The sequence below is a fragment of the Petrotoga sp. 9T1HF07.CasAA.8.2 genome (assembly GCF_002895585.1).
Taxonomy (GTDB): Bacteria; Thermotogota; Thermotogae; order Petrotogales; family Petrotogaceae; genus Petrotoga; species Petrotoga mobilis.
In genome coordinates, this window is record NZ_AZRI01000027.1 from 1 (window position 1) to 24,990 (window position 24,990).

Below are 24,990 nucleotides of genomic sequence, written 5' to 3' on the forward strand. Positions count from 1 at the left end.
GGTTCTTAAGGGGGTATCCCCCTTAATGCCAATAAATGATTGGAGGGAAAACGATGAAAGAGACAAAGTTTGCAATTGATATCGATAAAGAAAGGTGCAAAGGGTGCGGTCTCTGTATTCAAGCTTGTCCCAAAGATGTCCTTGAATTTTCTAAAGGGTACAACAACAAAGGGTATCATCCAGCACAAGTTAAAAACATCGAAAATTGTATAGGATGCGGTTTTTGCTATCAAATGTGTCCCGATGTATGTATAACTGTAAAAGTACTAGAAAAGGCAAGGAGTTGATTTTTATGGAAAAAACCGAAAAAGTTATGGTTAAGGGTACAGAAGCAATAGGTGAAGCTGCAATAAGAGCAGGATGTAGATTATATTTTGGTTACCCAATTACTCCTCAAAGTGAGTTAACAGAATACATGGCAAGAAGATTACCTGAAGTAAATGGGACTTTTTTACAAGCTGAAAGTGAAGTTGCCGTGGCAAATATGATATATGGAGCCGCTAGCACTGGAAAAAGGGTTATGACCTCCACTTCTTCTCCTGGATTCTCTTTAATGCAAGAAGGGGTTTCTTACATAGCGGGGGCTGAACTCCCATGCGTTTTTGTAAACGTGATGAGAGGAGGACCTGGCTTAGGAGATATTCAACCAGCGCAATCAGACTATTTTCAAGCCACAAAAGGGGGCGGACATGGCGATTATAAATTGATCGTGTATGGTCCTGAATCCCTTCAAGAAGCTGTTGAATTGACCATTCGTGCTTTCGATGTAGCCGATAAGTACAGAATCCCAGTGTTAGTGTTAACAGATGGATTACTTGGTCAAATGATGGAGCCAGTTTCATTTCCTAGCTTTAAAAATCTAAACACTTTACCCGATCATTCGGATTGGGCATTGACTGGAACAAAAATGCAGCGAGAAGTACACAGAGTTACATCTTTTGATTTGGACCCTGTAAAATTAGAAAAAATGAATATTCAAAGACATGAAAAATACAAAACAATAGTAAAAGAAGAAAAACTATTTGAAGAATACAAATTAAACGATGCGGAAATTGTGTTGGTTGCCTATGGGACGATGGGAAGAATAGTAAAATCAGTTGCAGATAGTGCCAGAGAAAAAGGCGTAAAAGCGGGGGTATTTCGCCCAATAAGTTTATGGCCCTTTCCATATGAAGAATTAGGAAGATACGCTGAAAACGCTAAATTGTTCTTCACAGTAGAAATGAGTTTTGGTCAGATGGTGGAAGATGTAAGACTGGCAGTCAACGGAAAAAAGCCTGTAGAATTTTATGGAAGAACAGGCGGTATAATTCCAACCCCGGGAGAAGTATTGGCAAAATTAATGGAAATAATTTAAAAGAAGGTGAAGTTAATGGCCTATGCAGAAAGGTTTAAAGCACCAACATCATTAAGTGGAAAAGAGTTTACATATTGCCCAGGATGTTCTCACGGAATTGTTCATAGATTGATCGCTGAAGTAATAGACGAACTTGACATACAAGGGAAAACTATAATGGTTGCACCTGTTGGATGTTCCGTATTTGCTTACGAATTTTTTGATGTAGATGGCACTGTAGCAGCTCACGGAAGGGCACCTGCCGTAGCTACTGGTATTAAAAGAGCCAGCCCAGATAATGTTGTTTTTACATACCAAGGAGACGGTGATTTAGCAGCTATTGGAACCGCAGAAATAATACATGCAGCAAACAGAGGAGAACGTATTACAACCATTTTTATAAACAATGCTATATACGGTATGACAGGAGGGCAAATGGCACCAACTACCCTTTTAGGAATGAAAACTACAACTACCCCATATGGAAGAAGAGAAAATATTGAAGGGTATCCCATTCATGTTTCAGAAGTTCTAAAAGAATTGTCAGGAGTGGCGTTTCTAGCTCGTACAAAAGTTACAACTCCACAAGACGTAATAAAAACAAAAAAGTATTTAAAAAAGGCTTTTTATGCTCAACTCAATAATATAGGTTTTGGTTTAGTTGAAGTTTTATCAACATGTCCCACTAATTGGGGATTAACACCCATAGAATCTATGAAGTGGTTGGAAGATAATATGGTAAAAGAGTTCCCTTTAGGTGTATATGTTGATAAAGTTGGAGAAGTTCACTAATCATCTTATATTCCCTTGTTCTTACAAATATCAAAGGGAATAAATAAATGGAGGTGTTTTTATGTCATACCATGGATTAATAGCCGCCGGCTTTGGTGGACAAGGTGTCATGCTTTTCGGTCAGATAATTTCTTTAGCGGCTATGATTGATGGAAAATATACCACATGGCTTCCATCCTACGGACCTGAAATGCGAGGTGGAACAGCTAACTGTACGGTAATAATCTCTGATGAATACATTGCCTCGCCAGTTTTAGACGAACCAAATGAAGTTGCTGCCTTCAATATTCCGTCTATGATAAAGTTTGAAAAAACATTGAAAGAGAATGGGCTATTGTTGATCAACTCTTCTGTGATCGATAGGAAACCAGAAAGAAAAGACATACAGTTAGTAAAAGTACCAGCCAATGAAATAGCAGACGAGCTTGGGAATTTAAAAGTTTTAAATATGGTTATGCTTGGAGCTTACTTAAAAGCAACTCAAGCGGTAAGCTTTGAAGCCGTAGAAGAAGCGTTGAAAGAAAAGTTGACAGGGAAAAAGGGAAAATTGCTAGAAATAAATTTAAAAGCAATAAAAGCAGGAATGAAAGAAACTGTAAAATAAGAAAATAATATAATAAATGCTGGGAATTTTCCAGCATTTATTATTTTTAATGGCGGAGAGAGTGGGATTTGAACCCACGGACAGCTTTTAACCGTCACACGCTCTCCAGGCGTGCGCCTTCGACCACTCGGCCATCTCTCCATAATAGTTATTAACTTTTCCGAAAGTTATTATATCATAATAATCCCTTACCGTCAACCATCCACAAAACTAAATGTCGTTATATTTTAGATAATCCCAAATTAGGAACAACATCCAACTCTAACGTATCAAACATGTTTCTTACATATTTTTCGTATCCAGCCCGGCATATCATTGCTGCATTATCAGTACATAACGATTGTCTTGGATAATAGATATTCAATTTGTCTTTAAAAGCATTCAATTTTTCTCTCAATAGAGAGTTTGCAGCAACTCCCCCTGCTATTACAATATCTTTTATACTTTCTTTAATTGCAAATTTAGTAACTTTATGAACAAGTGTGTCTATTATCGCTTCTTGAAATGAAGCGGCTATATCTTCTTTTTTTGCCTGCGGATAATCTCTTACAAAATACAAAACAGATGTTTTTAAGCCAGAAAAAGAAAAGTCGTATTCTTTATCATACAAGGGTCTAGGAAAATCGTACAATTTTTGAGCCTTTTTTGAAATTTCATCTATAACTGGTCCTCCTGGATAACCCAAATCCAAAATCCTTGCGACTTTATCAAAGGCTTCTCCTGCCGCATCATCACGTGTTTCCCCTATTATTTCAAAGTCCAAATAATCTTTAACTAGCAAAATTGCTGTATGTCCACCGGAAACTAATAATGTGACAAAAGGAGGTTTCAGATTTGGGAAATCGAGAAAGTTAGCGTATATATGCCCCATTAAATGATTTACACCAATTAACGGTTTCCCCAAGGACAAAGACATCCCCTTAGCAAAACTCACCCCGATAAGTAAAGCCCCGATTAATCCAGGGCCGAAAGATACACTAACTGCATCTATGTCGTTTGGGGTAATTTGTGCCTCTTCGAAGGCTTTCAAACTTAGTTTGTACAAAACTTCGACATGTTTTCGAGCGGCAACTTCTGGTACAACTCCTCCAAATACCTTATGAACATCGATCTGTGAATTAACTAAATTAGAAAGCAGTTGATCTTTACCTTTTAATATCGCCACAGCCGTTTCATCACAAGATGTTTCTATTCCAAAAATGATTGGATCTTTTTCACTTTCTAATATGTTCAAGCGCTTTCTTTCCTTTTCACGGCTGGTTTTTTCTTAGTTACAACCTCTTCATCTATAACAATTTTATTAATTTTATTTTTTATCTCCGGAGCTTCATACATTACATCGAGCATTATCTCTTCAAATATTGTTTTTAAAGCCCTTGCACCCGTGCCTCGTTTCAAGGCTTGCGAACATATCTCTTTCATAGCTTCAGCAGTAATTTCTAGCTTTATACCTTCTATTTCCAACATCTTTTGATATTGTTTGAATAAAGCATTCTTTGGCTCCATGGCGATCTTAATGAGGTCTTCTTCATCCAAATCGTTGAGGGTTGCAACGACAGGGAACCTACCAACAAATTCTGGAATTAACCCATACTTAATAAGATCATCTTGGACAATATTTTTTAAGACCTCACCATCTCTCTGTTTGTTGTTACTTTTTATGTCGGCTCCAAATCCTAAAGAAGAATCCTTTACCCTGTGTTTTATTATGTCTGTCAAACCGTCAAACGCCCCTCCTGCAATAAAAAGAATCTTTGAGGTATCTATTTGGATAAATTCTTGGTAAGGATGTTTTCTTCCTCCTTGAGGGGGAACGTTTGCTAAAGTCCCTTCAACAATTTTAAGTAGTGCCTGTTGCACTCCTTCACCAGAAACGTCCCTGGTGATTGATGGGTTTGGCGATTTCCTTGATATTTTATCAATTTCATCGATATAAATTATCCCTTTTTCAGCTTTTTTTACATCATAATCACAAGCTTGCAAAAGCCTCAGTATAACGTTTTCAACATCTTCTCCAACGTACCCAGCTTCAGTTAAAGTGGTAGCATCTGCAATGGCAAAGGGAACATCTAATATCCGAGCCAAAGTTTGAGCGATCAAAGTCTTTCCAGTACCTGTGGGACCGATCAATAAAACGTTAGATTTATCTAACTCAACATCATTGATATTCTTTGAAGAATATATTCTCTTATAATGATTGTAAACAGCAACAGAAATTATTTTCTTAGCTGTTTCTTGACCAATTACATATTTATCAAGTTCTGATTTTATCTGTCGTGGAGTTGGAAGGGGTTTAACTTTTGTTTCAGTCTTTTCCCCGTTTTTTGTTTTATTCTCTTCAACTAACTCTTGAAAAAGATTAATACACTCGTCACAAATATAAATACCGTTAGGACCGGCAATTAAAGCCCCTGCTTGGCTTGCTGGTTTCCCACAAAAAGAGCAATACTTTTCTGACATCAATAATTCCTCCTGTTCTGTGTTTCTTTACTCTGTTTAAGATCGAGACTAATTATACCATGTATATGTTAACATAAATTCACAATAAACTCATATATTTATCCCCACTATCGGGGGCAATGGTAACAATTCTTCTGCCTTTTTCCATTCTATCGGCTAATTTGATGGCTGCCAGTATATTTGCGCCTGAAGATATCCCTACAAACAATCCTTCGTCTTTTGCAAGTTGTTTAGTCATTTCAATAGCTTCTTCGTCATTTATCTGGATTACTTCATCGATTAGATTCTGATCCAAATTATCTGGAATGAATCCTGCTCCTATACCTTGAATCTTATGTTTACCAGGGTTACCTCCAGATATAACAGGTGAACTGGTTGGTTCTACTGCCACTATTCTAACACATTCTGAAAATGCTTTTTTTAACGCCCTCGCTACCCCAGTTATTGTACCACCGGTTCCTACTCCTGCAACAAAAGCTTCCAAAGAATAGTCCATCTGTTTGATAATTTCAGGTCCGGTAGTTACTTCATGTGAATATGGATTGGCAGGATTTGAGAACTGATTGGGCATATACCCTTTTGTTTCGTTCACAATCTCTAAAGCTTTGTTAATTGCTCCTTTCATTCCTTGATCGGCGGGAGTAAGTATCAACTCGGCACCAAAAAACTTTAAAATTTTCTTTCTTTCTTCACTCATACTTTCAGGCATAGTTAATATGACTCGATAACCTCTGCTTCTACCAATTGCTGCCAAAGCTATGCCGGTGTTTCCACTCGTTGGTTCTACAATTATATTTTGGCTTTCATTAAGTTTGTTCTTAATTTCACCATCTCTTATCATAAAAAATGCAGGCCTATCTTTTACACTACCTGCGGGATTATTTTTTTCTAATTTAACAAAAACCCTTCCAGGTTGAATAATCTTTGATAATGTAATAATTGGAGTGTTCCCTATCGACGTGTAAATCAAAAGATCACCTTCCATATGTTTAATTTTATTTCAGATTAGATTCAACAAAAAATCTTTCACTGTTAAAAGTTTTTAAATAGAATCATTTAAATTACAAAATCCGAGTTTATCGTATTGTTTAAGTCATAGTAATTAGAAGAGGGACAATTGATTTTTTTAATTTTTGCCGGTACCCCAACTGCCAATGATTTAGGCGGCACATCCATTAAAACGACAGAGTTAGCGCCAATGACCGATTCATCTCCTATGTATATATGTCCAAGAACTTTAGCTCCAGCACCGATCATAACATTTTTACCAACTATTGGGTGTCTTTTTCCGGTGGTAACAGTTTTAGCTCCCAGAGTTACCCCATGGTAGATCAATGTCCCGCTACCAACGCTCGCAGTTTCTCCAATAACAACGCCAAAACCGTGGTCAATGACTACTCCAGGTTCAATATAGGCTGCGGGATGTATATCCATAGAATGTACTATCTTACTCAACACATATATAATGTAAGAAACAGGATATATCTTGTACCTATAAAAGAAATTAGCAAAACGGTAAGCCATCAACCCGTGAAAAGGGATGGAAGTGAAAAATACCTTCCACTTGTTTTTTGCAACCGGATCTTTCTCGACGTACATATCTAAATCTTTTGATAAAGACTTGAAAATTCTTCCAAAATCCCGAAAGAAACTTAAAATACTTCTCATACATTTCCTCCCCGACTAAATTAAATATAACTAAAATTGTCGCTATTACAACAAAATTATATCCTAATTTCTTTTCAAGAGAACGATGTTTTTCTAAATTACTGTTAACGCTTTATCTCGGGGAGATAATTTAGTTAAGTTAACTTTCTGAACTCTTGAACTAAGAAGCTGGCTCTTTTTTCGTTTTTCTTTTCTACCAAAACTAATTCTTTAGGGGATAAGTAAAATATTATATTTTCTGACATTCTCGATAAAATTGAGCGAATTTTTCTAATATGTATCGTTATTAAATATTGATTTTCAAAAGAATAGGGCAATTTAAAAGATATTTTTGAATTGTTGTTTTCTTTGTAAATGTAGCTGTTTCCTTTATTTAAGAGTAAATAGGCAATATTACTTTCAGAAAATGTTACATATAGTTTTGACAAAACCTTTTTTAATTCCCTTGTGTTGATCTCTTTTTCTTCGACAAAGCTCTTTTGGGTTACCAACAAATTTTTATTGTAAGAAAGCATGGACGAACATATTTTAATGAATATTCCTGGCATTCTTAATACAATATCTTTTTTGTCTATACCAAACTCGAGGATAGAACTTTTTTTCAAAAGGTTTAAAGATTTAACTATATGCCGGGCGGAAATAAACGGAATTTCTCTATGAAACTCTTCCCGGACATTTCCGTAGATGCTGTTCAATTTATAATAATTACTCATATAACCAAAAATTAAGTTATCATTGAACGTAAAAAAGTCAATGACATCTCCTTCGTTGGCAGAAGCAGAAACAAAATCAAGTTTATTAAGAAAAGATCCTATTTCTTTCTTGCTTAATAAAGTAAATTCTCTACTAACCTCGATTTGTTTGGTATCCATCTTTTCGATTTTACTATTCAATGTGATCCCTTGAATTTCAAAGGATATGAGCTTATCTTCTACAGTTAATTTAACCAAAGAATCATCTTTTAACTTCGTATCCCTTATAATTCCCTTTAAGTATTGAATTGGAACTGAGGCAACCCCATCAAACGGAAGGAATTCTTTGGTAATATTTAGATATATCTTCGCACATCCATCTGTCGCATAAATTTTGAGAGCCCTGTCATAATAAAAGTAAGCATTTCTGAAGGAAGGTTCAACGGAACCACAGAATGCGTCAAGAAGTTTTGTAATATTTTTTAATTCACCATAAGTCAACCAACCTTCCATTTATTTCATCCTTTAAATAGTGACATTTGATTTGTTTCTGGCAAGTCTTTCAATACCCCTAATTCCCTTAAAGTCTCCACGTTCGTTCTGTTACACCCACTCTTTGCAGCAAAATCTTCTATGGATTTAAACCCGCTCTCTCTTGATTTAATAATATTTTCTGCAGCTTTTTCCCCTAGATTAGGGACCTTGATAAAAGGCACAACAAGAGAATTTCCATCTATCAAAAACTTTTTTGAATCAGACTTGTTCAAATCAACCATTTTAAAATTATAACCTCTGAGCATCATTTCCAATGCCAACTCTAATACGACCATCTCATTTTTTTTGCGAACATCCAAATCCATATTACGCAGTTCAAATATCCTTTTTTTGATGGCATCTCTACCGGAGAAAATGACTTTTAAGTTGAATTCATCACCTTTGACGGTAAAATACGTAGAATAAAAAGCTAATGGATAATGAACTTTAAACCATGCGATTCTAAAGGCCATACTAACGTAAGCAGCCGCATGAGCTTTTGGAAAGAGATATTTAATTTTTTGACAAGAGATGATAAACCATTCAGGCACTTTTAATTCTTTCATTAGTTCAATGTCTTCTTCGTTGATACCTTTGCCTTTTCTCACCTTTTCCATTATCGAAAAAGCACTTTTGGGTGGAGCGCCTTTGGATAATAAATAATTCATTATATCATCTCTACAAGAAATTACCTCGTCTAAAGTTGCAATCTTCCTGTCGATCCAGTTTTTAGCTATTCCAGCCCATACATCGGTGCCATGTGATAAGCCAGATATTCTTACCAATTCAGAAAAACTCTTTGGCCTTGTGTCTTCCAACATCATTCTGACAAAAGTAGTACCAAACTCCGGGACCCCTAACGTTCCAACGGTTGTACCCAATTCATTTTTTAAGTCTATTTTCAATGCTTTTGTAGAAGAGAATAAACTCAAGGTTTTCTTGTCGTCCATGGGAATAGTCATGGGGTCTACCCCAGTTAAATCAGACATCATTTTAATGAATGTAGGGTCATCGTGCCCGAGTGCATCTAATTTTACAAGATCGTTATGTATTACGTGGTAATCAAAATGAGTAGTTTGAACATTTGATTTATTATCATTGGCGGGGAACTGAATCGGTGTGTAATCGTAAACTTCCTCTTCTTTTGGAACTATCATTAAGCCACCGGGATGTTGTCCTGTCGTTCGTTTTACCCCTGTTATCGCCTTGACTATTCTCATTATTTCACTATTTTTTACTATCCCCTGCTCTTCGCAATATTTTTTAGCGAAGCCAAAGGCAGTTCTATCTGCAATTGTTGATATAGTACCCGCTCGAAAAACATGATCTTCTCCGAACATTTTTTCTATGTATTTATGTGCCATGTTTTGGTAATCTCCAGAAAAATTCAAATCTATATCGGGTATTTTGTCACCTTCAAATCCCATGAATGTTTCAAATGGGATATCTTGGCCATCTTTTTTCATTTTTGCTCCACATTTTTCACATCTTTTATCGACAAGATCATACCCTGAACCTATTTCCTCTTTATCAAAAAACTCCACATTTTTACAACTTGGACATATATAATGAGGAGGTAGAGGATTTATCTCAGTTATTCCCAACATAGTAGCCACCAAAGAAGAACCAACGGAACCCCTGGAACCAACCAAGTACCCATCTTCTAAAGATTTTTGTACGATTTTTTGGGCTATTAGATAAAGTACCGCATAACCATGTTTTACGATGGATTCTAGTTCTCTATTCAATCGGCTTTCAACAATTTCTGGTAAAGGATTCCCATATATTTCATACGCTTTTTTCTTCGCAAGTTCTTCTATCTCTACTTCTGCGTTCTCTATTTTTGGAGGATGAAGTTTGTTACTAAGAGGCTTTATTATTTCTATTTGATCTGCAATCTCATTAGTATTGGTTATGACAATTTTCTCGGCTATTTCTTTATCCCCAAAAATTCTTTGAGCTTCTTCTATCATCTCATCAGTTGTACGCAAATATCTGTGTGCAGAAGAAGTCTTTCTCTTTTCCCCTACTTTTAATGCGTTGTAAAAGATTTGATCTTCTTTATCTAAGTAATGAGCGTTTGAGACCATTACAACTGGCATGTTCAATTCGTTACCAAGATTATATATATCTTGATAGATCTTTTTTAATTGTTCTTCTGAAATAGTTTTATCTGATAAAGCGTCCAATGGGGTTAATTCCAGATAATCGTAAAATTTGGCGATTTCGATAATTTCATCATGAGATCCACCTCTGAGATAGGTCTGAAAGATTTCTCCATCTTCGGTTCCACTACTACCTATCAACAAACCTTCTCTCATTCGGGATAGTTCACTTTTTAAAATCCTGGGTACTCTGTAAAAATATTTTACATGGGCATTTGAAACAAGTTTATAAAGGTTTTTAAGACCGGTTTTGTTTTTGACTAAAATAGTCGTATCGTTCGGTTGGATTCTCTTAAAATCTATGAATTTTTTTAATTTTTCAAGATCAGACAACATTTCCACATTCTGGGATTTTGCCATTTCTATAAGTTTTAAAAACACCAAAGCGGTTATATTAGCGTCTTCATGAGCCCTATGGTGTTCAAAACTACCGAGTTTTAGCTCCTCAACTACCTTAGCCAAGCCATAGCTTTTCAAAGTTAACAAGGATTTTGAAAGGGCTACGGTATCTATATAAGTTTGCTCAAAGTGTTCATTATAAACTCTTCTAACCCATTCCCGTATAAAACGGTAATCAAAAATTGCGTTATGTGCAACTAAAACCGCACCTTCTATGAAACTCAAAAATTGAGGTAGGACTTCCTCTATCGGTTTTTCAACTTCCAGCATCTGATTCGTTATACCTGTGAAATTACTTGTAAAGTTTGAGACAGGTTTTCTTGGCTTCACCAAACGATGAAACTTAGACACGATTTTCATATTCTTTATTTTCACGGCACCAATCTCAATAATTTCGTTCATGGCAGGTTCTAATCCAGTGGTTTCCAAGTCAAAAACAACAAACTCAGTTTCACTTATTTTTTTATCTTTTGTCAGCAAACTTATAATATTTACAAATTCATCAACGACATATGCTTGAATCCCAAAAATTGGTTTAATACCTACTGCGACCGCTTTTTCATAAAATTCTGGAATACTTTGAACAACACCAGAATCAGTTATAGCTACCGCCTTATGGCCCCAATTTTTTATCGTCTTCACTATTTCGCCCACATCGAGTAAACCTTCCATAGCACTTAGTTTTGAATGCAAATGAAGCTCCACCCTTTTTGTGGGGTAGTTATCTTTCCTTTCGAGAGTTTCTTCTTTTAACTTAACTATATTTGTAGGTCTAATTGCAAATTCATGACTAAAAGAATCATAAAAAATGCTTCCTTCAATTAATACGTTATCTCCCTCATCTAATTCATTGTTTAAATTATTAGCCGTTTCAGAAAATGTTTTTACAACCGCGGAACTTTTTTTATCAGTGATATAAAGAGTAGATATAGGACCTTTTTCATTGTACTCTTTGTAAAATATTTTCCCGTTAACTACCACGTTACTTCCTTCATTTGAAGGAAGTAACGATAACGGTTGTGGTACCTTTTTAAAATCCCTTCCCATAATTACGACTCTTTCTGTATCATCTAATTTTTTGGAAATATCTGAATTAGACATCAAGTTACTATCCTCGGTATCAGGCCTGTGATAACTATCATCGATAAAAGTGGGTTTTAAACTTTCATCTATCATGATTTGATAAGGGATTCTGTCACCGAGATATTTAAATAAAATATTATCCAATTCCTCTTTTTCTTTTGTTAGCCTGTTTATTACTATCGGTGAGTACGTTTTAAATACTATTTTGTTTTTTTGGTTATATTCTGGCTTTAAAAGTCTTAGATAATCTTTTAAACGATGATTCATTATCAACTGTTGCCAATTTCTTACGATAAATTCAGGTCCTTCATCATTTGTAAAAGAGATTTTGACTTCTCTCTTGAGAAGTCTACTAAAGAAAAGCTTCAATGAAGCTTCATCGATATCTTTACCTATATCCTGTAAATTGATTTCTGCCTCTTCGTCTTTTACAATGATTTCTCCACTTAGTTCAAAAGGAACAAAACCTACATTTTCCATCAAGAAATTTTTAATATCCTGCATTTTTGAAGCTCCTCCTAAAATTTCCATGACAAAAAGCCGTGGCTAATGCGTCTGCTGCATCATCTGGAGTAGGTGTCTTTTCCAACTTCAATAATAATTTTAAAGTCCTTTGAATCTGTCCTTTTTCAGCCCTTCCATATCCTGTAACAGCCTGTTTTATCTGAAAAGGTGTGTATTCATAAATTGGTATATTTTCTTTTTCTAAACAAAGTAGTATAACACCTCTAGCCTCTCCTACCTGTATGGCGGTTGCAACGTTTTTAAAGAAGTACAATTTTTCTACAGCAGACTCATCAGGCTTATAGGTTTCTATTAAGTTTCTAAGCTGTTCGTCTATGTTCAGTAACCTTTTGGGAAGTTCGTCTTCTTTGCTGGTGTATATTACACCATAATCAATTAAGTTGAACATGTTACCTTTTTTTTCAAGGACGCCGTATCCTATCCTTCCGTAGCCTGGATCTATTCCCAAAATTACCATTAAAGCACACTCCAAATACATTCAATTTCTTCTATTTCTTTGGGGATTTCTCTGGACAAGTTTTCGCATCCATTCTCAGTTATTAGAAGATCATCTTCTATGCGAACGCCGATACCCTCTTCTTCTATATAAAGGCCTGGTTCATTGGTAATAACCATTCCTGGTTTTAAAGGAATATTCTTATCTCCTACGTCATGGGTATCCAAACCTAAAAAGTGACTCACAGAATGAAAGTAATATTTTGAAAGTTCTTCATCGGTTTTAATCAATCCTATTTTTTTACAACTTTCTGCTAACGATTTCTTAGCAATTTCATTCAATTCAAAAAGGGTCAAACCTGGTTTTACTTGTGACTGAACTTCTTTCTGGGTATTTAAAACAATTTGGTAAATTTCTGCTTGTCTTGGGGAAAACTGTCTAGTTATGGGAAAAGTTCTTGATATATCCCCACTATAATAATTATATTGTGCCCCCAAGTCCAACAATACTAAATCGCCCTCTTCTGTTTTTCGTTCATTGGCAGAGTAATGTAAAATCGTAGAGTTTGGTCCTGAAGCTACTATTGGTTTAAAAGCAAAATCTTTTACCCCATTTTTTCTTAAAGAAAAATCAAAATATGCCTCCAGCTCGTACTCGTACATTCCAGGTTTTGAATTTTTTATTATGTTCAAAATCCCTTCTCTTGTAATTTCAATAGCTTTCTTAATATTATTGATTTCTTCTTCATCTTTAACAGTTCTCAATTCTGCGATTTTTGCTGAAACATCTTTTACACTGACATATGGAAATAATCTTTGTATTTCTTGAGCAATTAGCTTTTCTTTTGTCAAATTTTCCCAATGAGGAGATTTTAAATACAAATATAGACTCTTAATGTTAAACCTTGATAAGGTGTCTCCAATATATCCATTTAATTCATCCAAAAAAGATATATCTTCTTCTTGAATTTTACTAAACTTAGAACAATGTTCTTTGCTTGGTTTTTCACCAACCCACCTAGCTAACTTTGGATCGTTTCTTTCTATGAATAGTTTTTCAACTGTTTTTGATTCGGTTTTGTGAATTACTAAATAAGCGTTTTCTATATCTAAATCAGTAAAATAATAGAAGTTTCGATCCGGAGTAAAGCTATAGGTTTCGTCCTCGCTTTTTACTGGACTCTTTCCTGAGTAAAGAATCAACATCGAACCTTCTTCCAAACTGCTGCATATTTTCTCTCTTCTACTTTTCACATCAGCCATATTGACCCCTCCTAATCCCAAAAAATCTGTTTTAAAATTCCTTTTTTATTATATCATTAAAATATCATACTTTTATTTAAAGAAATAACTTTTTTAGACGATTATATACTAGAAGTTAATCTAAAAAAGGAGTGAGTACAATGTTTGATGATGAGAATATAAAGTTAAAAATAAGTGGTGTAAAAACTGATAATTTAGATATTCCAGTAGATAAGTACAGTACTTTTGAAGAAATGGTACAAGACTATATTAACAAAACGAAAGGCGTTTTAACTAAAATAACCATCAATGAAAAAGAAATTCCTTTGAATTATTACGATGAAATAAAGGATTCTTTCTTTGAAGGTGGAGAAGAGGTAGAGTTGGAATTCACATCAAAAAAAGAAGTTTTGTTCGATCTTATCTCCCAATCACTTGAATATATTAGTAAGGTTAGGGAAAATTTAGAAAGGGTTTCAAAAGAAGTTTTGCTTAATACAAACGAAGGGCATAAAATGCTTAACAGTATTGCAGAAGGTTTGCAAGCACTATTAGACGTCATAGAACAAACACGAGCTTTCAGCGAGGAAGATTTTTACAACCCAGGAGACTTAGACGACGTACAAAATGTTGTCCAAGATATAATTAGATCTCAAGGTGAACAAGATTATTTGGAGCTTTCAGACATCATTGAATTTGATTTCAGTGAAGTTTTGTCTACCTTTGAAACGATTTTAAAAAATGCTCAAAAAACTCTTGAGAAAAAAGGGGTGTAATTTGAATGTACAATAATAATCAAAACGCTAACTATTATTTTGAAAACAGTATAAAAACAGCTAGTCCTGCAAAGTTAGTCGAACTTTTGTATCAAAATTCGATCGAAAGAATAAATAAGGCAATAAAAGCTATTGAAAGCAAAAATTTTTCCGAGGCCAATAAACAGATCATAAGAGTTGAAGACATAGTCACAGAACTCAACGTTTCTTTGAATCTTGAAAAAGGTGGAGAGATAGCTAAAAATCTCAGAGCACTATACAATTACATGTATCAAAGATTGTTAGAATCAAATACCAAAAAAGATACTGAAATTTTAAAAGAAGTAAGATCTTTTCTACAAGAGCTCTTAGATACTTGGAAAGAGATTTTGAAAAAAGAAGTCAAAACTTCTCGAGAGTTAAATGCCAAATCCGTCGACCCTAAATTTGATCTTCAATATTAAAAATTCAAAAACCCTCCAAAATCATAAGCGACTTTTGGAGGGTTTTTGTTTAATCAATTCTGAAATCTATCCCATCGTAGATCTTCAACATCTTTATTTCGTGAAGTGATGGCTCCAAAAGCCTTTCTTCAAGAATTTTATCGGTATCTATACTTACGTTTGCAATGACGTCTTCTTCGTCTCCCAATTTAATTAGGGTATCCCCGTGCGGATCTACAGCTATGGAATTTCCACAGAAAGGGATCGAATCTTCAGAGGGCTTACCAACGGCGTTTACACCGATTGCAAACAATTGATTATCTTGTGCTCGTGCGGATGTTCTTACTTCCACTAATTTTTCAAAACCTTTTGGAACAGCAGATGTAATTATTAGTATTTGTGCCCCTCTAAGTGCCATTATCCTATATAATTCAGGAAAGGCATGATCATAACAAATTGATAAACCTATTTTTATACCCTTCCAATCTATTATCTCAATAGACGTTCCTTCGGAAAGTCTAAACTTTTCTTTTGGAAAAACAAAGATTTTTCTATACTTACCAAGTAATTTACCTGATTCATCTATTAAAATCGAGGTATCGTAATACTTGCCAATTATTAAAGGGTCTTTTTCTAAAATGTTTGCAACAATAGAGATGTTGTATTTTTTTGCTATTCTTACAACTTCTTGAGTTGTTTCTCCGTCAGGTATAATTTCGGCAAGATTTTCAGCGTAATTGTTAATACTTTCAAGATCGTATCCTATGTTAAAAAACTCTGGTAGAATGTATAAATCCGCCTTTTTTACTTCTTTTGAAATCAATGAATCTAACTTTTTAAGGTTTGTTCCTTTGTCGTTCAATTTTGAATTTAATTGTACTAAACCAAATATTTTTTTCATGTTGATGTCCCCCACTGTATAATGTGTATGGATGTGAAACTATTTGAGAGTGGCTAGTAAAAACTCTATTCCCCTTCTTTTTATTCTTACATCGTTCAACTTTACAATTATATGTTCTATTTTTGAAGAATCCACACGTTCAATTTTAGATCTGTTATATAACGAGGATAACTCTAATTCTAACGCTTTTCTCATTAATTTATACTTTTCAAAATGCAATTCGTATCTACTAATACCTTGAGTTTCCTTTATTTTCTTATCTACATCCTTTATTTGTTCTTTAAGATCTCTGACTTCTCTTTCCATTTTATTTATTATACTTATATCCGGTTTTGAAAGATCTTCAGAGATATCCCACGTAAATTTAGGATATACGATGTTAACTTTTGAGCCTTGATCATCAGAAAAAGTATTTAAAGATAGCTTAGGTATTTTTAACGTTAATATCTCTTTTGGCTTGATCGTCCCATCAAATTCTTCTAATTCGTTCTCTAACAAATCGGTTTTTATTGCTTTTTGAGGTAATCTTATCTCTTTTTTCTTGTGAGTAGGATTAAAAAACCGTAGAGTCATCCCTTCTTTGTCTATTGAGGGTTTCATATTCACAAATTCTATATTTTCGTCCACTGAAGAATAGAATTTATGAACCACCCTGGCCTGGTTTTCTAAGCTTGAATTATTAATATGTTTATAAAACAATAAAGGTGGATTGATAAAGGAATTTTTGTATTTCAAAAAATCATTTTTTGGTGATATACAAAAGGCGGTCTCGATTTTCATTTTTCTTTTTACTTCTGCTCCAGGAGTATACATTACGGGACCGGCATCTCCAATTCTTCCTTTTACGTTTTCGAGAGAAAGCCAACTTACGGATCTTAATAAAATTAAAGAAACAGCTTTTTTTGAAGAAAACGCCCCAGACGGGGTCAAGGATGTCGTAGAATGTGTGGTATAACTATAAATCCCTTTTGCCATAAAGGCTGCAAAATAGTCATCCTTTTCTAAACCAACGTAGTCCTTCATAGGAAAAACGTTATTAAAAGCGATTTCTCTTGCAGCAACTAAAAACTTTTTCATTTCTTCTTCAGGTTCCTCATATTTTATTTCGTATGGTCTTTTTACAGAATCAAAAGGAGCACCGGCATTTATATCTCCACCTCCGATTAAGGATAAAAGTAATCCATAATCTGATCCTTTTCCCAAAGATTCAATTTCGATGTTGATATAGGGCAATTCTGAAAATGTCAAAGAAAGAGTGAAATCAACTTCTTTACTTGTAAAATCAAGAGCTATTTTGGAGTAGTTATCTGATCGTGCTTTCAATCTCATTCCTGAGAAAGTTAAGTTCAGTTCTTTATCAAAGGCAGAAGAGTATTCATCACCCTTGTCTTCTACCAAAACTGGTTTGATTAAATAATCCTTATTTTCCTTTTTAATATGAAGTTTCCCATTTTCGACGATGGCTTTGAAATGTTTGTTCTCCCAATGAAAACTATTTATTGGTTTTTCCCAATATCTTACTTTATACTTTTTTAAATCAACTTTTGATAAACTACCTGATGGTGCAGAAAATCTATAAAGGGTTTCTTTATTTTCAAATAATACAGGCAATTCCTGAGGATTCAAATTTAGGCAAGTGTAACCTAAAGGTAAAACCTGATCTACCTTATCCAAAACTTTATTTAAAGTTGATTCAAAAATCTCTTTAATTTTATTGTATCTTTCTTCCATGTCTTCATGAATCTGATCTACTCCTACTCCGCCTATGCTGTCGTGGACTAAGTTCATCACTAAATATTCCCAAGCTTTTTGTATCTCTTTATCGTATTCAGAATTATCTACGATAGCAATTAACGGCTCTAATACTTTAGAGAGGATATATTCAGAGTGCCAATTCATAATTTTTAAATACTGTCTTGTTGATAAACTACCAGGAAATACCGAAACAATACTTCCATCCATGAGTTCACCAACGTATTCTCCAATTAAAGATGGGTCTTCTTGGTTAAAATACTCTTTTATAAACTCATCTGGAAAAACTGTTTTTAATTCTCCATCAGTGGGATCTTCTGGCACAGGGTCCAGGTCGTATCCGTTTAGTAAAGGAAGGTAATTAGTTTTTGAATATTTTTTTAGCTTGTTAATTTCCAACTCCAATCTTTTTTCCATAACTTCTGGATAATCTTTCAACCTCATGATATTCCTATAACTATCTAGTAAATATATTCCATGAATTTTGCTACCATCAGGACTGCTCCAAGTAAACCCAATTTTTGGAAATTTCATTTTTAAACCTCTCCAGAGGAAACAACTTTCTATTTCACATTGAGAATTAATTTGTGCAACTTGAGACAAAAAGCCAAAATTATCCAATAACCAGCCTATCTTCATAATATTTCCAAACTTTTTAGCTTCCTGATTCCCCAATATAATATTTCTAATTGAGCTTTCTTCAGAGACTCTCCAATCAATTTGTCCGTAGTATGGCCCAAAAGCTATGTTTTTAGAGTATTTTTTCAATTCGTCTTCTGCTTTTTTTCGTTCTTCTCCTTGAAAATTGCTTAGATAATCTTTCACCAGCAACATTTGCCCATCTAACACGAATTTGTATTCAGGATTATTATCAATTAACTGGAAGAGTTTTTGAAATAAACTTGGTAACATTTTTTTTGTTGCGTCAGTGGGAGCGAACCATTCTCTATCCCAATGAGTGTGTGAAATGATGTAGTACATCTCTTCGCCTCCAATTATCCTTTAATTGAACCAGCCTGTATTCCTTGTAAGAGTTGTCTCTGAAAGAATATTATTATTATCAAAATTGGTATCATACCAATTACTATAGCTGCACTAAGTAAACCCCAATCTATACTGTAAAGTCCCAAAAATCTGTACATTGCAACTTGGAAAACAGTCTTACTAGGAGAACTTATTAAGATCATAGGTAAAACAAATTCATTCCATGCAAATCTGAAAGTGAATATGAAAGATATACTTAAACCAGGCCAAGATAAAGGCATTATTACTTTAGTAAATCTTTGCATGGTTGAGGCACCGTCAAGCGCTGCTGCCTCTTCTAAAGAAATAGGGATGGTATCAAAATGATTTTTGAGAATAAAAATATTCAACGGTATTATTAAAACCTGATAAGCAAGAATTACTCCAGCATATGTGTCTAATAAACCCATCCTCTGAAATATCAAATAGAGCGGGATTGTGTTCATAGTTATAGGAATCATAAAAACTCCCATTACTGCAGCTAAAAGTTGCTTTTTTCCTTTGAAGTGGTACCTTGAAAAGGAAAATGCTGCTAATGCTGAAATTATAACACATAGTAAGGTTGCTGGAACCGCTACTATAATACTATTCAGAAAACTTCTCATCATTTGGTCATCTTGAAAAAGAATTTGATAATTTTGAAAGGTCACTTCTTTAGGAATTAAGCTAGGAGGAAATTCTCTTGCTTCCTCCGGTGTTTTCAGTGAAGTAACAAACACCCAAAATATAGGCATTATCGTATAAACAGCAAATATAACAAGAATGATAAATAATATGGCTCTAATTGTTTTATTCTTTTTGGTCATGCCTCCTCACCTCTCAATGCTCGTAGATAAAGGAAAGAAACTGTCAAATTTATAATGAGTAGAACTATTCCTATGGCCGCACCAATAGACAGATTACCTTGCTCAAAACCTTGTTTATACATATACAAAGATGCCGTTGTAGTAGACATTAAAGGCCCTCCTCCTGTCAATACCAACTGAAGATCAAAAAGATTTACACTCCACATAGAAGTAAGGATCAAATTTATCCCTAAAAAAGGTGCCAACAAAGGCAGCGTTATATTGAAAAAACTTTGAAGTGGACCAGCACCATCAATTTTAGCTGCCTCATACAAATTTCTATCGATTGTCAACAACGAGGATTCTTGAAAAAGTATAGAAAACGGCGTACCGAACCATATATTAGCTATCAATAAGGATATCAAGGCCATATTTGGATCTGATATCCAATTTACAGGCTGCATTCCTACTCTTATAAGCAAACCATTTATCAATCCAAAATAATCGTTGTACATCCATTGCCAAGAAAATCCAACAATAGTGGCTGACAAAAGCCATGGAAGTATAAAAAGAACTCTAAAAAATTTAGTTCCCCAAACTCTTTCAATTAAAATTCTGGCTATTAAAAAGCCTATAAAAATTTGAAAAAATACCGATCCTAATACAAAAAAGAGTGTAACTTTTAAAGATTGTAAAAAATATTCATCTTGAAAAATTTTTACCCAGTTTTGGAAACCAACAAAGGGCCAAACGTTGTTTATATTAGTAGTCTTGACATTATGCAATGAAATGCTGAAATTCCAAAATACAGGAAAAATCATCAAAAAAAACATTATGGACAAAGCAGGGAGTAACAATAAAAAAGGCATCCACTTTTTCCTTTGCATTGATTCACCACCTCCGTCTATTCTTCACTAAAAGCAGCCTCCTTTAAAGAAGGAGGACTGCTGTGTTAAAATTTTTACTTTTAAGGAATCCCTTAGAAGATCAAAATTTCTTCAACCTTTTTTGAAGCATTTTTCAGGGCATCCTCTGGAGTTTTTACGCCATAATAGACTTCTTCTATTGCTATTCGCAGTGACTCAGCTATTTGAGGATATTCGGGAATATTTGGTCTTCCTTTCCCAATTGCCACCGCTTTCATAAGATCCTCGAAGAAAGGTATCTCATTTTCAAGAGTCGATTTATAGGGATCTTGTTCGGCTATGGTTTTTTGTGTGGGCAAGTAAACGTATTTAGCCAAAACTGGAGTTAAAACTTCTGGATCAAGCATTATAGTCATCAATTCCCATGCTAACTCGGGATGCTGGGATGTTGAAGGAATAGCTAACAGCCAACCACCCATCATCGTTGAACTTTTCATACCCTCTTCTGGAACTGGAAATCCTGGTATCATACCAATTTGATTGAAATCAAATCCTTCAGGAAATTTCCCTAACAACCAACTTCCTTCGATCATTACGGCAAATCTCTTATCAGCAAATTCTTGGCCCCATTGATGTTGAACTTGTGGCCTTATACCTATCTCTACTTGATCTCTCAAGAAAGTTAGTGCCTTTACCCCTGCCTCGCCATAAAAAGCCGGGTAATACTCTCCATCTTTCTGTTCGAGAATTTCTCCACCATTCATCCATAGATATGGAAACCACATATCAGGTGAATGACTAGCAGCAACCAAATGCATCGGTAATATGCCCTTTTTCATAGTAACAGGAGCTAATTTCTTATAAGCCTCAATGTATCCATCCCAAGTTTTCAGCATTTCGGGATCTACGCCTGCTTCTTCTAACAAATCTTTCCAATACCAAGTTACTCGTGCGTCTGTCCAAGTCCAGATGCTGTAAAACTTGCCATCAAACTTTGAACCGTCTACATTTGCAGGATAAAATTCATCAATCCTTCCCCAAGAGTTAACTTCCTTTGTAATATCTTTTAGAAAACCTGATTGTGCAAACTCTCCCAACCATATTTGATCGACTGAAACTAAATCTCTTGGAGTTTTTCCAGCAGTCAAAGTGATAAGTTTAGACCTCGTATCATCGTATGGAAGTACTTCGTACTCCATAGTGATCTCCATATCTGGATGTCTTTTGTTCAACTCTTCTAAAGCTACTGAAATCAACATGTGCCACCTATCCGCAGGAGCAGCAAATGTTCCAGTTAAAACGACTTTTTCCATTGCTAAAGCCATACTCGAAAAAATAATAACAAATAACACAAAACTCACTAAAAACTTCCTACTCATCTTGATTCCTCCTCACTTGATTTTTTGCCCTGTTGAATCACGCCATACAACTTCAACGGGCAAAGTAATTTTGAAATCCTCGCTATTATTTTCACCCTGAATAATTGAAACTAAATATTTTGCTGCTACCTCACCTATATTTCGTAAAGGTTGCCTTACTGTGGTAAGATTTGGAAAGATACTTTGGGCTATTGGTCTATCATCAAATCCATATAATTTCATTTTTTCTGGTACTGAAAGACCTCTTACTTGCAACGCCGTCAAAGTACTTACCGCTACGATATCGTTACAACAAAAAATAGTATCTACATGGTTCTTCAAACATTTGTCTATAGCTCTGTCCATCTCATTTTTCCCCACTATTTCACTATAAACGGGAATATTATGCTCTTTACAAGCGTCAAACATTCCGTTATATCTTTCTTTCACGGAACTAATAGAAAAATCTTCTTCAGTGAAAAACATTATAGATTTAACCGTTGAATTGTGAATAAGTTCTTTAGTTAAGTTATAAGCACCTAAGTAATTATCAGACTGAACGAGAGGTTTTCTAATATCGTTAACCGTTTTATCTACAAAAACCATAGGAACCTCTTTTTTTAATAACCTTTTGAAGATTTCATCTTCTACCAATTCTTTTGTAGGAAGGATTATATATCCTTTTGGGTTAGAAGAGAGAATATATTTCATTTTTAATTTCGTTATAGCGGAATTAGAATCTATAAACTGAACGAAAGGTTCGTATTCTGTGTTGTGATAAGCCTTCTCAATCCCCGCCAATATCTCAAAAGATAAATATTCATGTGAAATAGGAAGAACAACACCTATTTTGCTTTTTTCTTGCATTGGACTTGAAGAAGGCCCTTTTATTGGGGAGACAAATGTCCCCAAACCTTGAATCCGATAAAGGTAACCTTCAAAAACTAATTTATCGAGTGCTTTCCTGACAGTTTCTCTACTTACTTTAAATTCCTTGGCTAAAGCCTTTTCTGATGGTATCTGTTCATCAGGATGATACGTTCCATTTTCTATATTTGTTATCAAAAACTCCTCTATTTGTTCGTATTTTGGTTTGTTATTCATATTCCTTCACTCCTTATGTACGTACATGTCTAGACATATTATAACAATACAATTAAAATAAACAAAATCCGAATAACTGTAATTATATCCATTTAGAGGTAATTATTTGCGATTAAAGGGATTTTCCTCCATTTTTTAAAGAATTAGAAAAAATTATCAAAATAATAGTATAATTAAAAAACCTGATATCCCTACAACTGCAACCGCAAAAAAATATGTAAGATTGAGGAGGAAATATTTTGACTAATTTCAAAGAACAAGCTCATAAAATCTTAGAAGAAAGTCTTGTAATCGATGCACACTTTGATTTACTAATGGATGTAGCAAATCAAAGGAAATATGGGATTCACAAAGTTATAGAAAACGATCATCTTGACAATTTTCGTAAAGGTGGATTAAATGCCGTAGTTTCCTCTTTGTTTATCGAAAGCTTTTTAACCCCTGAAATCTCATTAAGAGAGGCTTTAGACCAAATCAGTTCATTTTACAAGGAATTAGAAGAATCAAGCGATTATTTAATGTTATGTAAATCCTACGAAGATATAATTAAAGCAAAAGAAAGTAATAAAATCGGAATATTTTTATCTTTTGAAGGAGTTGAACCTCTATACAACGATTTAGATTTACTCGATATCTTTTACCGTTTAGGTGTAAGATTTGTCGGGCTGACTTGGAGTAGAAGGAACTACGCTGGTGATGGAAGCAAGTTTCTACCGCCAGACCCCAAGAAAAACTCGAACGGTTTATCTGATTTTGGAATTGATTTAGTTAAAAAAGCTCAAAGCTTAGGTATGGTAATAGATGTTAGCCATTTAAACGACAAAGGATTTTGGCAAGTTATCGAGCTTAGTAAAGGACCTATAATAGCTTCCCATTCTGATTGTAGAAAGATAGTAAACTTAGAAAGAAACCTCTCTGATTCACAGATAAAGGCGATAGCAGATACCGATGGAGTAGTAGGAATAAACGCCTATAACAAAATCGTATCGAATGATCCGGAAAAAGCCAATGTTGATGATTTAGTTAAACATATAGATCATATTGTAAATTTAGTAGGTATTGAGTATGTTGGTTTAGGATTTGATTTCTGTGAGCACCTAAAAAAATTCAACCCCCAGTTTGTGAACGAACTTAATCCATCCCCATCTTTTCAAGTTTTAGATAACCATTCAAATATTGTATTACTCGTTGAGAAATTACTACAAAGGGGATATGGTGAAGAAGATATAAAGAAGATATTAGGAGAAAATTTTTCAAGGGTGTATAAAAAGGTACTAATTCATTAGAAATTTTAAATTAGTAATTTATAAAAATATGATAAAATAAAAAAGTACAAAACCATATTAGGGAGTTAAGGGATGCCAGGATATTTAACACACATTATCTTCGGTCATAAGATTTTTCCAAACAGTTTGAAAAATGTGAAGATGTTTAACCTTGGACTGATGGGCCCAGATATTTTTTATTACAATATTTCTGATCCCAAATATCACATTATTGGTGAAACGTTGCATAATGTTGATTTGACAAGGTTAATAAGAGAGATTCAAAAGGAAAGTCCAGAGTATGCCTTAGGTTTATACCTACATTCTTATCTTGATATGAAAATACATCCATTAATACATATCATAGAAAGAAACACTGGCAAATCACATACTAAAATAGAAACCTTGATAGATGCAGCTTTATTGAAAAAAGAATGGAACACTACTGTTTTCAGGTTAGACAAGCATTTTTTCCCCAACAAATTACCAGCCAGGTTTATGAGGATCTTTGATGAAGTTTTGTATGAACATTACGAGATAGAAGATGTGAATATTAAAAACTTGTATGATGTTTTTTTGAAAAACTTTTTCTTCTTATACAAATGGTATCCTATCAAGGCGGTTGCTTCGTATGTGCTCTACGTTGTTTCCGTGGGAAGATTCAATTACAAGGACTATTTTATATTTAGAACCCCTTCCTTGGATATTCTGAATGATTTTGGAATTGAAACATTGTGGAAAGAGTCTTTGGATGAGATTGATCAACTACTATCCGAAAAATTTAATTAAAACTAATGAAAAAG

Annotated in this window: 22 protein-coding genes and 1 tRNA gene; 8 read left to right on the forward strand and 15 right to left on the reverse strand. The window is 34.3% G+C overall.

Features of this window, described 5'->3' with window-relative positions; translation table 11 throughout:
- Nucleotides 1-53: 53 nt before the first annotated feature.
- From X925_RS05600 to X925_RS05615, 4 genes are all read left to right on the forward strand, one after another.
- Nucleotides 54-287: a ferredoxin family protein gene (locus X925_RS05600; RefSeq protein WP_012209276.1), complete on the forward strand. Its 234-nt coding sequence runs from the start codon at nucleotides 54-56 to the stop codon at nucleotides 285-287.
- 5 nt (nucleotides 288-292) lie between these two features.
- Nucleotides 293-1,357 carry a 3-methyl-2-oxobutanoate dehydrogenase subunit VorB gene (locus X925_RS05605; RefSeq protein WP_012209277.1) on the forward strand — a complete coding sequence of 355 codons (1,065 nt, stop codon included), beginning with the start codon at nucleotides 293-295 and terminating at the stop codon, nucleotides 1,355-1,357.
- Nucleotides 1,358-1,372: 15 nt separating this feature from the next.
- Nucleotides 1,373-2,128 carry a thiamine pyrophosphate-dependent enzyme gene (locus X925_RS05610; protein ID WP_103064491.1) on the forward strand — a complete coding sequence of 252 codons (756 nt, stop codon included), beginning with the start codon at nucleotides 1,373-1,375 and terminating at the stop codon, nucleotides 2,126-2,128.
- Between the two features lie 61 nt (nucleotides 2,129-2,189).
- Nucleotides 2,190-2,732 carry a 2-oxoacid:acceptor oxidoreductase family protein gene (locus X925_RS05615; RefSeq protein WP_012209279.1) on the forward strand — a complete coding sequence of 181 codons (543 nt, stop codon included), beginning with the start codon at nucleotides 2,190-2,192 and terminating at the stop codon, nucleotides 2,730-2,732.
- A gap of 50 nt (nucleotides 2,733-2,782) precedes the next feature.
- Here X925_RS05615 and X925_RS05620 read toward each other — a convergent pair.
- The 9 genes from X925_RS05620 to X925_RS05660 all read right to left on the reverse strand — a co-directional run bounded on the left by X925_RS05620 (nucleotide 2,783) and on the right by X925_RS05660 (nucleotide 13,956).
- A tRNA-Ser gene (locus tag X925_RS05620) sits at nucleotides 2,783-2,873 on the reverse strand.
- A 79-nt stretch (nucleotides 2,874-2,952) separates the two neighbouring features.
- On the reverse strand, nucleotides 2,953-3,966 hold the full coding sequence (tsaD, locus tag X925_RS05625) for a tRNA (adenosine(37)-N6)-threonylcarbamoyltransferase complex transferase subunit TsaD (protein WP_103064492.1): 1,014 nt from the start codon (nucleotides 3,964-3,966) through the stop codon (nucleotides 2,953-2,955).
- Nucleotides 3,963-5,192, reverse strand: a complete 1,230-nt coding sequence (gene clpX, locus X925_RS05630) for an ATP-dependent Clp protease ATP-binding subunit ClpX (protein WP_012209281.1) — start codon at nucleotides 5,190-5,192, stop codon at nucleotides 3,963-3,965. The genes tsaD and clpX overlap by 4 nt, the downstream gene beginning before the upstream one ends.
- A 79-nt stretch (nucleotides 5,193-5,271) precedes the next feature.
- A complete protein-coding gene (gene cysK / locus X925_RS05635) occupies nucleotides 5,272-6,162 on the reverse strand; it encodes a cysteine synthase A (RefSeq protein ID WP_012209282.1) in 891 nt (296 codons plus the stop codon).
- Between the two features lie 86 nt (nucleotides 6,163-6,248).
- Nucleotides 6,249-6,860 carry a serine O-acetyltransferase EpsC gene (gene epsC / locus X925_RS10560; RefSeq protein WP_012209283.1) on the reverse strand — a complete coding sequence of 204 codons (612 nt, stop codon included), beginning with the start codon at nucleotides 6,858-6,860 and terminating at the stop codon, nucleotides 6,249-6,251.
- Nucleotides 6,861-6,994: 134 nt separating this feature from the next.
- Nucleotides 6,995-8,065: a hypothetical protein gene (locus tag X925_RS05645; protein WP_121959368.1), complete on the reverse strand. Its 1,071-nt coding sequence runs from the start codon at nucleotides 8,063-8,065 to the stop codon at nucleotides 6,995-6,997.
- 5 nt (nucleotides 8,066-8,070) lie between these two features.
- On the reverse strand, nucleotides 8,071-12,237 hold the full coding sequence (locus X925_RS05650) for a PolC-type DNA polymerase III (protein ID WP_121959369.1): 4,167 nt from the start codon (nucleotides 12,235-12,237) through the stop codon (nucleotides 8,071-8,073).
- Nucleotides 12,224-12,715 (reverse strand): crossover junction endodeoxyribonuclease RuvC, encoded by a 492-nt coding sequence (gene ruvC, locus X925_RS05655; RefSeq protein ID WP_012209286.1) that lies wholly within the window; start codon nucleotides 12,713-12,715, stop codon nucleotides 12,224-12,226. The genes X925_RS05650 and ruvC overlap by 14 nt, the downstream gene beginning before the upstream one ends.
- The gene (locus X925_RS05660; protein ID WP_121959370.1) at nucleotides 12,715-13,956 is read right to left on the reverse strand and encodes an aminopeptidase P family protein; all 1,242 of its coding nucleotides are present in this window, start codon (nucleotides 13,954-13,956) and stop codon (nucleotides 12,715-12,717) included. Before X925_RS05660 ends, ruvC begins: the two co-directional genes overlap by 1 nt.
- Before the next feature lie 140 nt (nucleotides 13,957-14,096).
- Between X925_RS05660 and X925_RS05665 the strand changes: the two genes are divergently transcribed.
- Both X925_RS05665 and fliS read left to right on the forward strand, forming a co-directional pair.
- Nucleotides 14,097-14,711, forward strand: a complete 615-nt coding sequence (locus tag X925_RS05665) for a hypothetical protein (RefSeq protein ID WP_012209288.1) — start codon at nucleotides 14,097-14,099, stop codon at nucleotides 14,709-14,711.
- A 5-nt stretch (nucleotides 14,712-14,716) separates the two neighbouring features.
- Nucleotides 14,717-15,154 carry a flagellar export chaperone FliS gene (fliS, locus tag X925_RS05670; protein ID WP_121959371.1) on the forward strand — a complete coding sequence of 146 codons (438 nt, stop codon included), beginning with the start codon at nucleotides 14,717-14,719 and terminating at the stop codon, nucleotides 15,152-15,154.
- 49 nt (nucleotides 15,155-15,203) lie between these two features.
- Here fliS and X925_RS05675 read toward each other — a convergent pair whose 3' ends face one another.
- From X925_RS05675 to X925_RS05700, 6 genes are all read right to left on the reverse strand, one after another.
- Nucleotides 15,204-16,034, reverse strand: coding sequence for a carbon-nitrogen hydrolase family protein (locus X925_RS05675; protein ID WP_103064498.1), 831 nt, complete (start codon nucleotides 16,032-16,034; stop codon nucleotides 15,204-15,206).
- Nucleotides 16,035-16,073: 39 nt separating this feature from the next.
- A complete protein-coding gene (locus tag X925_RS05680) occupies nucleotides 16,074-18,767 on the reverse strand; it encodes a glycosyl hydrolase-related protein (RefSeq protein ID WP_121959372.1) in 2,694 nt (897 codons plus the stop codon).
- Nucleotides 18,768-18,781: 14 nt separating this feature from the next.
- Complete coding sequence (locus tag X925_RS05685; protein WP_012209292.1) at nucleotides 18,782-19,615, reverse strand: carbohydrate ABC transporter permease; 834 nt, start codon at nucleotides 19,613-19,615, stop codon at nucleotides 18,782-18,784.
- Entirely contained in the window at nucleotides 19,612-20,481 is an 870-nt protein-coding gene (locus tag X925_RS05690; protein ID WP_012209293.1) for a carbohydrate ABC transporter permease, read from the reverse strand. Before X925_RS05690 ends, X925_RS05685 begins: the two co-directional genes overlap by 4 nt.
- A gap of 92 nt (nucleotides 20,482-20,573) precedes the next feature.
- Nucleotides 20,574-21,839, reverse strand: coding sequence for an ABC transporter substrate-binding protein (locus tag X925_RS05695; RefSeq protein ID WP_121959373.1), 1,266 nt, complete (start codon nucleotides 21,837-21,839; stop codon nucleotides 20,574-20,576).
- A gap of 12 nt (nucleotides 21,840-21,851) precedes the next feature.
- Entirely contained in the window at nucleotides 21,852-22,922 is a 1,071-nt protein-coding gene (locus X925_RS05700; RefSeq protein WP_103064501.1) for a substrate-binding domain-containing protein, read from the reverse strand.
- Between the two features lie 239 nt (nucleotides 22,923-23,161).
- Between X925_RS05700 and X925_RS05705 the strand changes: the two genes are divergently transcribed.
- Nucleotides 23,162-24,208 (forward strand): dipeptidase, encoded by a 1,047-nt coding sequence (locus tag X925_RS05705; protein WP_121959374.1) that lies wholly within the window; start codon nucleotides 23,162-23,164, stop codon nucleotides 24,206-24,208.
- Between the two features lie 72 nt (nucleotides 24,209-24,280).
- Nucleotides 24,281-24,976, forward strand: a complete 696-nt coding sequence (locus X925_RS05710; RefSeq protein WP_121959375.1) for a hypothetical protein — start codon at nucleotides 24,281-24,283, stop codon at nucleotides 24,974-24,976.
- Nucleotides 24,977-24,990: the final 14 nt, after the last annotated feature.

What these genes read in the sequence shown, in the direction of transcription:
- X925_RS05600 (WP_012209276.1), top strand. Translation starts at nt 54, where the DNA reads ATGAAAGAGACAAAGTTTGCAATTGATATCGATAAAGAAAGGTGCAAA.
- X925_RS05605 (WP_012209277.1), top strand. Translation starts at nt 293, where the DNA reads ATGGAAAAAACCGAAAAAGTTATGGTTAAGGGTACAGAAGCAATAGGT.
- X925_RS05610 (WP_103064491.1), top strand. Translation starts at nt 1,373, where the DNA reads ATGGCCTATGCAGAAAGGTTTAAAGCACCAACATCATTAAGTGGAAAA.
- X925_RS05615 (WP_012209279.1), top strand. Translation starts at nt 2,190, where the DNA reads ATGTCATACCATGGATTAATAGCCGCCGGCTTTGGTGGACAAGGTGTC.
- clpX (WP_012209281.1), bottom strand. Translation starts at nt 5,192, where the DNA reads ATGTCAGAAAAGTATTGCTCTTTTTGTGGGAAACCAGCAAGCCAAGCA.
- epsC (WP_012209283.1), bottom strand. Translation starts at nt 6,860, where the DNA reads ATGAGAAGTATTTTAAGTTTCTTTCGGGATTTTGGAAGAATTTTCAAG.
- X925_RS05645 (WP_121959368.1), bottom strand. Translation starts at nt 8,065, where the DNA reads ATGGAAGGTTGGTTGACTTATGGTGAATTAAAAAATATTACAAAACTT.
- X925_RS05650 (WP_121959369.1), bottom strand. Translation starts at nt 12,237, where the DNA reads ATGCAGGATATTAAAAATTTCTTGATGGAAAATGTAGGTTTTGTTCCT.
- ruvC (WP_012209286.1), bottom strand. Translation starts at nt 12,715, where the DNA reads ATGGTAATTTTGGGAATAGATCCAGGCTACGGAAGGATAGGATACGGC.
- X925_RS05660 (WP_121959370.1), bottom strand. Translation starts at nt 13,956, where the DNA reads ATGGCTGATGTGAAAAGTAGAAGAGAGAAAATATGCAGCAGTTTGGAA.
- X925_RS05665 (WP_012209288.1), top strand. Translation starts at nt 14,097, where the DNA reads ATGTTTGATGATGAGAATATAAAGTTAAAAATAAGTGGTGTAAAAACT.
- fliS (WP_121959371.1), top strand. Translation starts at nt 14,717, where the DNA reads ATGTACAATAATAATCAAAACGCTAACTATTATTTTGAAAACAGTATA.
- X925_RS05675 (WP_103064498.1), bottom strand. Translation starts at nt 16,034, where the DNA reads ATGAAAAAAATATTTGGTTTAGTACAATTAAATTCAAAATTGAACGAC.
- X925_RS05680 (WP_121959372.1), bottom strand. Translation starts at nt 18,767, where the DNA reads ATGTACTACATCATTTCACACACTCATTGGGATAGAGAATGGTTCGCT.
- X925_RS05685 (WP_012209292.1), bottom strand. Translation starts at nt 19,615, where the DNA reads ATGACCAAAAAGAATAAAACAATTAGAGCCATATTATTTATCATTCTT.
- X925_RS05690 (WP_012209293.1), bottom strand. Translation starts at nt 20,481, where the DNA reads ATGCAAAGGAAAAAGTGGATGCCTTTTTTATTGTTACTCCCTGCTTTG.
- X925_RS05695 (WP_121959373.1), bottom strand. Translation starts at nt 21,839, where the DNA reads ATGAGTAGGAAGTTTTTAGTGAGTTTTGTGTTATTTGTTATTATTTTT.
- X925_RS05700 (WP_103064501.1), bottom strand. Translation starts at nt 22,922, where the DNA reads ATGAATAACAAACCAAAATACGAACAAATAGAGGAGTTTTTGATAACA.
- X925_RS05710 (WP_121959375.1), top strand. Translation starts at nt 24,281, where the DNA reads ATGCCAGGATATTTAACACACATTATCTTCGGTCATAAGATTTTTCCA.